This window comes from Mycobacterium sp. (genome assembly GCF_052144515.1).
Lineage (GTDB): Bacteria > Actinomycetota > Actinomycetes > Mycobacteriales > Mycobacteriaceae > Mycobacterium.
The window spans coordinates 26,710-33,444 of sequence record NZ_JBKQQD010000260.1 but is presented as its reverse complement, the minus strand read 5'-3'; the positions used below and the strand labels follow the sequence as shown (position 1 = coordinate 33,444).

General features: G+C 68.3%; 7 protein-coding genes. 2 read left to right on the top strand and 5 right to left on the bottom strand.

Annotation, left to right across the window (positions count from 1 at the left end; translation table 11 throughout):
- Window positions 1-46: 46 nt before the first annotated feature.
- Window positions 47-799, bottom strand: coding sequence for a 3-hydroxyacyl-CoA dehydrogenase (locus ACLP9N_RS17505; RefSeq protein ID WP_442408606.1), 753 nt, complete (start codon window positions 797-799; stop codon window positions 47-49).
- Between the two features lie 38 nt (window positions 800-837).
- Entirely contained in the window at window positions 838-1,917 is a 1,080-nt protein-coding gene (locus tag ACLP9N_RS17500) for a CaiB/BaiF CoA transferase family protein (protein ID WP_442408609.1), read from the bottom strand.
- A gap of 112 nt (window positions 1,918-2,029) precedes the next feature.
- Between ACLP9N_RS17500 and ACLP9N_RS17495 the strand changes: the two genes are divergently transcribed.
- A complete protein-coding gene (locus tag ACLP9N_RS17495) occupies window positions 2,030-2,842 on the top strand; it encodes an enoyl-CoA hydratase (RefSeq protein WP_442408605.1) in 813 nt (270 codons plus the stop codon).
- 75 nt (window positions 2,843-2,917) lie between these two features.
- The gene (locus ACLP9N_RS17490) at window positions 2,918-4,303 is read left to right on the top strand and encodes a DUF2867 domain-containing protein (RefSeq protein WP_442408604.1); all 1,386 of its coding nucleotides are present in this window, start codon (window positions 2,918-2,920) and stop codon (window positions 4,301-4,303) included.
- Here the strand turns inward: ACLP9N_RS17490 and ACLP9N_RS17485 are convergent.
- The 3 genes from ACLP9N_RS17485 to ACLP9N_RS17475 are packed head-to-tail and all read right to left on the bottom strand — an operon-like array spanning window position 4,266 to window position 6,716.
- The gene (locus tag ACLP9N_RS17485; protein WP_442408608.1) at window positions 4,266-4,988 is read right to left on the bottom strand and encodes a CPBP family intramembrane glutamic endopeptidase; all 723 of its coding nucleotides are present in this window, start codon (window positions 4,986-4,988) and stop codon (window positions 4,266-4,268) included. The genes ACLP9N_RS17490 and ACLP9N_RS17485 overlap by 38 nt on opposite strands.
- A gap of 2 nt (window positions 4,989-4,990) precedes the next feature.
- The gene (locus ACLP9N_RS17480; RefSeq protein ID WP_442408603.1) at window positions 4,991-6,148 is read right to left on the bottom strand and encodes an NAD(P)H-binding protein; all 1,158 of its coding nucleotides are present in this window, start codon (window positions 6,146-6,148) and stop codon (window positions 4,991-4,993) included.
- Between the two features lie 43 nt (window positions 6,149-6,191).
- Complete coding sequence (locus ACLP9N_RS17475) at window positions 6,192-6,716, bottom strand: gamma carbonic anhydrase family protein (RefSeq protein ID WP_442408602.1); 525 nt, start codon at window positions 6,714-6,716, stop codon at window positions 6,192-6,194.
- Window positions 6,717-6,735 lie beyond the last annotated feature (19 nt).

Sequence of the window (6,735 nt, the reverse complement as noted above, 5' to 3'; positions counted from 1 at the left end):
CCCCCGCGCCGCGGGGGGCTTTCCGTTTGTCCGCCCTGTTGCCTGATCAGCGTGGCGCCATCCGGATGGCGCCGTCCAAGCGGATGACCTCACCGTTGAGCATCGGGTTTTCGATGATGTGCACCGCGAGTGCCCCGTACTCGTCGGGGTTGCCCAGCCGCGAGGGATGCGGCACCTGCTTGCCCAGCGACTCCCTGGCGGGTTCGGGCAGACCTGCCAGCAGCGGGGTGTCGAACAGACCGGGGGCGATCGTCACCACCCGGATCGCCTTGCTGGCAAGGTCGCGGGCGATCGGCAACGTCATACCGACCACTCCGCCCTTGGACGCCGAGTAGGCGGCCTGCCCGATCTGGCCGTCGAAGGCCGCCACGGAGGCGGTGTTGACGATGACGCCACGTTCTTCACCGATCAGTTCGGTCTTAGCGATCCGCTCGGCGGCCAGCCGCAGCACGTTAAAGGTTCCGACCAGGTTGATGTCTACGATCTTGCGGAAGGCTTTTAGCGGGAACACGCCGTCTTTGCTCAGCACCCGGAGGGCGTTGCCGGTGCCGGCGCAGTTGACCACGATGCGCAGCGTGCCCATCGCTTCAGCCGCGTCCAGCGCGTTGGCGACGGCGTCCTCGTCGGTGACGTCGGCCTGAACGAAACGCGCGCGATCCCCGAGTTCACGGACCACGTCGTCGCCTCGCAGGTCCAGCACCACCACCTGCGCCCCGGCGTCCAGCAGCCGCTTGGTGGTAGCCAGGCCCAGGCCCGACGCGCCGCCGGTGACGACCGCTACGGCGTCCTTGATCTCCATGCCAGTCCTTCCCTATCGACCAACCTGTTGGTTGGGGACTATACCCAGTCGCCGAGTATCGCCTCGACGTCGGTCGCCGCCGCCGAGCGCGGCGTCTCGGGGGCCGTGCGTGAGAACCGCGGGGCCGGCCGCGGCTGCAGGCCGCCGTTGACTTCGTAGAAGGTGTGCCGCTCGGTGATGTGCGGCTCGCTCTGGACCTCGCCGAATGCCAGCACCGGCGTCACGCAGGCGTCGGAGTCGGCGAACACCTTGGTCCAGTGGTCGCGGTCGTGGGCGCCGAACGCGTCTGTGAACACGCCCCGCAGTTCGGGCCAGCGGGTGACGTCGTTCTGCGCCGGCAAGGTGGCAGGGTCCAGGCCCAGCCCGGCCAGCATGGCCGAGTAGAACTGCGGCTCGATCGCACCGACGGCGACGTAGCGGCCGTCGGCGCACTCGTAGGTGTCGTAATAGGGCGCGCCGCCGTCGAGCATGTTGGTGCCACGCTCGTCGGACCACATCCCGGACGCACGCATCTGCCACATCATCTGGATCAGCACGCTGGAGCCGTCGACCATCGCCGCGTCGACGACCTGCCCCTTGCCGGAGGTCTGCCGCTCCCACAGCGCCGCCAGGATGCCGACCAGCAGGAACATCGAGCCGCCGCCGAAGTCACCGACCAGGTTCAGCGGCGGGACCGGCCGCTCGTTGACCCGGCCGATGGCGTGCAGTATGCCGTTGAGCGAGATGTAGTTGATGTCGTGGCCGGCCTGCTGGCTGCGCGGGCCGGTCTGTCCCCAGCCGGTCATCCGGGCGTAGACCAGCCGCTCGTTGACCTTCGCGCAGTCCTCGGGCCCCAGGCCCAGCCGCTCGGTGACGCCGGGCCGGTAGCCCTCGATCAGCACGTCGGCCTTGGCGATGAGCTTGAGCACCAGTTCGCGGCCCGCGTCGGACTTGAGGTCGGCGGTGACGATGCGCCGGTTGCGGCTCATGGCGTCTTTCACCACTCCGCCCGGACTGCTTGAGGGCCGATCAATGCGCACCACGTCGGCGCCCAGATCTCCCAGGATCATCGAGGCATGGGGACCCGGTCCAATGCCGGCCAACTCGACGACGCGCAGCCCATCCAACGGTCCCGCCATGATCTCGCCCTTCAGTCCGCGTTCCATCCGCTTCCCGCCTGCTGAGGAAGCCGTTCGCATCTTCGCAGCCGCCGCGCACGGCCGCGCATCCCGGTCACCTAGTCTGAGCATCATGCCGGATTCGGGAATCGCCTCCCTTGCACCAGTCGCAGGTCTCGACGTCACGCTGACCGACGGCGTGTTGTCCGTGACCATCAACCGACCCGACAGCCTCAACTCGCTGACCATCCCGGTCATCACCGGAATCGCCGACGCGCTGGAACAGGCCGCCGCCGACCCGGGAGTCAAGGTGGTGCGGCTGGGCGGCGCGGGCCGCGGCTTCAGCTCCGGGGCGGGCATCAGCGCCGACGACATGTCGGGCAGCGGCGGGGTCCCGCCCGACGAAATCATCCTGGAGATCAACCGCCTGATCCGGGCGATCGTCGCACTGCCGCACCCGGCGGTTGCCGTCGTTCAGGGACCGGCGGCCGGCGTCGGCGTGTCCATCGCCCTGGCCTGCGATGTCGTATTGGCTTCTGACAAAGCGTTTTTCATGCTTGCGTTCACGAAGATCGGGTTGATGCCCGACGGCGGCGCGTCGGCCTTGGTGGCCGCCGCGGTCGGCCGCATCCGGGCGATGCGGATGGCGCTGTTGCCGGAGCGGTTACCGGCAACCGAGGCGCTGTCCTGGGGCATGGTGAGCGCGGTCTACCCGGCCGACGACTTCGACGCCGAGGTGGACAAGGTGATCGCGAGGTTGGCGGCGGGCCCCGCGGTGGCCTTCGCCAAGACCAAGGACGCGATCAACGCGACCACCCTGACCGAATTGGAGCCGGCGCTCGAGCGTGAGTTCAAAGGCCAATCGGGCCTGCTGCGAGCCAACGACCTCAAAGAGGGCACGAAGGCATTCCAGGAAAAGCGCGCCCCGGTGTTCACCGATTCCTGAGCGCGTTACCCGGCGAAACCGGCAATCCTTCCTTGCGTCAGGTCCGAATCACTGACAACGAGAAATGGAGAATCGATGTCGGCTGCAGTGCTCCGCATCCTGGTGACGGGTGCGACCGGCTATATCGGCACCCGACTGGTGCCGCGGTTGCTGGACGAGGGCCATCACGTTCGCGCGTTGGCCCGCAACCCAACGAAGCTGTCAGACGTGCCCTGGCGCGGGCGGGCCGAGGTGGTGCGCGGTGACTTTACTGATGTCGACTCGCTGACCTCGGCGTTCGACGGCATTGACGTCGTTTACTACCTGGTCCATTCGATGGGATCGGCGAAGAATTTCGCCACGGAGGAAGACCGCGCCGTGCGCAACGTCGTGACTGCCGCTCGACGCACTGGGGTGCGACGTGTCGTCTATCTCAGCGGGCTGCATCCGGAAAACACCGCACTTTCGACCCATCTCCAGTCCCGCACAGCCGTGGGTGAGGCCCTCATCGACTCCGGCATCGAGACCGTCGTGTTGCAAGCCGGAGTCGTTATCGGTTCGGGGTCGGCATCCTTCGAGTTGATCCGGCACCTCACCGACCGGTTGCCGGTGATGACCACGCCGAAATGGGTGCACAACAAGATCCAGCCGATCGCGGTGCGCGACGCGCTGCACTATTTGGTCGCCGCGGCGACGGCGTCGCTGCCGTCGTCGCGAACCTGGGATATTGGCGGACCGGACGTGCTGGAGTACGGCGACATGATGCGGATCTATGCCGAGGTCGCCGGATTGCGCAAGCGCTATCTGATCGTGCTGCCGTTCTTGACGCCGACGATTGCCAGCCTGTGGGTTGGGACCGTGACCCCGATTCCCACCGGACTGGCGCGCCCGCTCATCGAATCGCTGGAATGCGATGCGGTGATGCGCAATTCCGACATCGACACCATCATCGAGCCGCCCCCGGGCGGGCTCACCGACTACCGCCGCGCGGTCACCCTGGCACTGAACCGCGCCGCGCCCGGCCCTCCTGCTACCACCTGGGCGTCGTTGGAGTCGCGGCCGGCAGAGCTGCTGCCCAGCGACCCAAGCTGGGCCGGCCAGATCGTTCACACCGCCGTGCGGACTGCGGTGACCGCCGCCCGGCCCGACGACGTCTGGAAGGCGGCCGAGAACACCGCGAACAGCAGTAGCCGGTGGAGCGTGGCGCGGCACGAGCCCGCCACCCTGCTCCTGCGCTCCACAAAACGGTCACCGGGCAACGCGTGGTTGGAAGTGACGGTCACACCGCGCGTCGGCGGCGGCAGCAGGTACACGCAGCGGGCGATTTTCGTGCCGATCGGCATCGTGGGCCGGTTGTACTGGTTCTTGCTGCGGCCATTCCGTGCCGTCGCGCTGTCGGCGCTGGCGCGCGACATAGTTCGGTCGGCTGTCGGGTCGGCCGGCGTCAGACCCCGAACATCGGCGGCAACACGAGCACCATGATCAGACCCCACACAAAGTGGGTCAGTGCGGGTGCCAGCACGCCGCCGCTTGCCCGGCGCTCCAATGCGCAGATGGTCCCGAGAATGATCGCCGCGAAGCCGAGCATCAGGTTCCCGCTGGCCATCGTGGCGCCCACATAAACGACGGTCGAGACCACCAGCGGGTGACGCCGGCCCAGCGCAGTGTAGAGCGCGCCGCGGAAGAACAACTCCTCGGCGACCCCGTTGACCACGGTGATCAGCACCACCAGTGAAAACGATCCGTGGTGGGCGAATTGCAGGACCCGGCTGATCAAGGCCGACACGCTCGGAATCTCTCTGGCGAACAGGCCGCCCAGCACAAAGACGCCGCCGAGCAGCACGCCGATGCCCGTCCCCGAGATGACCGGGCGCTGGTTGCGGCCGCGCCAGGAGATGCCGCCCAGGTGCAGCGGCCCCGAAAGCCACGCCCCGCCGATCCACACGGCCGCCAGCACCAGTGTCAGCCAATAGAAGTTCGAGTCGCCGGGGTGACGCCGCAGCGAAAACCCAAGTACCGCGACGCCGATCACCAGCGTGACGGCGACGACGATGCGCCGGCGCAACACGACCGCCGGCGATTCATGATGTGGCACGGCGACATTGGTGATCGCGCGGCGCAGCTCGGAGTAAACGCTGGCGCGGTACGGACCGGTGGTCTGGCTCACGCTCATGCAGGATGGGCCTTCGGGGTGAGGGTGACCAGGAAGTCTAGGCCGGTCCGCAGCGCGCCGGCGAGCGGGCCGGGAACCATGTTCACCAGGCCCAGCGTGGGCCGCGCGACGGGTGGGGTCACCGCCCGGGCCAGCCGCCGGATGCGCAACGCGTCACCGCCGGCCCACACCGGGTCGGTATCCGCGAGGTGATGGGGATCGGCCAGGGCGTTGACGGGGGGCGGATGGCCCGACTGGCCTTCCAGAGACCGCGTGATGGCTTCCTCCACCCCGAGCAGGCCGCCGGGCGGGTCGGGCACCAGATCGCGCAGGCCGGAGCCGGATGCTCGCATCGGGTGGTCCAGCGACTCGACCAGATCGCCGGCCAGTCCCTGCGGCACCGGCAGCGCCAGACCCGTCACCAGTGAGGCCAGCCCGGTGCCGATCCCCGGCAACCGCACCGCCGTCTGCCACCTGCCGGAGATGCACGCGTATGTTTTGAGCAGCTCCCGATACGAGGTGGTTTCGGGGCCGCTGATGTCGTAAGCGCCCGCCGGAACCAGGTCTGCGTCCGCCGCGGCCACCAGGTAGTGCAACACGTCGCGGATCGAGATCGGATCCATCGGGTTGTACATCCAGCCCGGCGCCGGTATCACCGGGAACCGGTCCCCGACGTAGCGCATCATCTCGAACGACGTCGACCCGGAGCCGAAAATCATCGCCGCGCCCAGCCACACCAGTTCCGGGCCGCCCTCGACCGTCAGCGCCTCGGCCACCTCGGCCCGGCTTGCCAGGTGCTCGGACAGCGCCTCGTCGTGGGGCACGAAACCGCCCAGGTAGACGATGCGTCGCACACCGGCATCCCGGGCGGCGGCTGCGACGTTGGCCGCCGCGGTCTTGTCGGCGTCGCGAAAGCCGGGTTGACCGATCCCGTGCACTAGGTAATAGACCACGTCGACCGGGCCCGCGGTGTCCCTGGACAGGGCAAATGCGCCCTGCGCCGACGCCGCATCCGACGCGTCGAGTTCGATCGGTACGACATCGTCGAACCAACCGAAACGCTTGAGGCGGGCAGGGTTTCGGGTGGCGGCCGCGACCTGGTGATCGTCGGCAAGCAACGCGGTGACCAGGCGCGACCCCACATAGCCGGTAGCACCGGTTACCAGAATCCGCACACCCTAACCTAGCCCGGCGGGGGCGAACCCAAACTTCCCGGCGTCAGCCGCTTGAAGCGCGGTGCAAGTCGAGCAGCCGCCTGTACACCTCGGCGTTGTACCGGTTGTTGGCGACCTCGGCCGCGCTGAGCTCGCGCTGCACCCGGCCGGGCACGCCCGTCACCAACGACCGGGCCGGTATCACCATGCCCTGCGGGACCAGCGCGCCGGCCGCCACCAGCGCGCCGGCGCCGACGAGCGCGCCGTTGAGGACGACCGCTCCCGCGCCGATCAGCGCGTCGTCTTCGACAGTGCAGCCGTGCACGACAGCGTTGTGGCCCACGGTCACCCCGGAGCCGATGCGCACCGGGAATTCCTTGTCGACGTGCACGGTCACCCCGTCTTGGAGGTTGCTCCCGAACCCGACCTCGATCTGCTCGGCCTCCGCTCGCAGCGTCGCCGAGTACCAGACACTGACCCTGGCGGCCAGGATGACCTGTCCGATCACGCTGGCGTTGGGCGCGACCCAGGATTCGGCGTGTAGTTGAGGCGTGTGTCCTCGAATCGAGACGATCAGCGGCGCAGCCATGGCCGCCATCGTAGGTGCC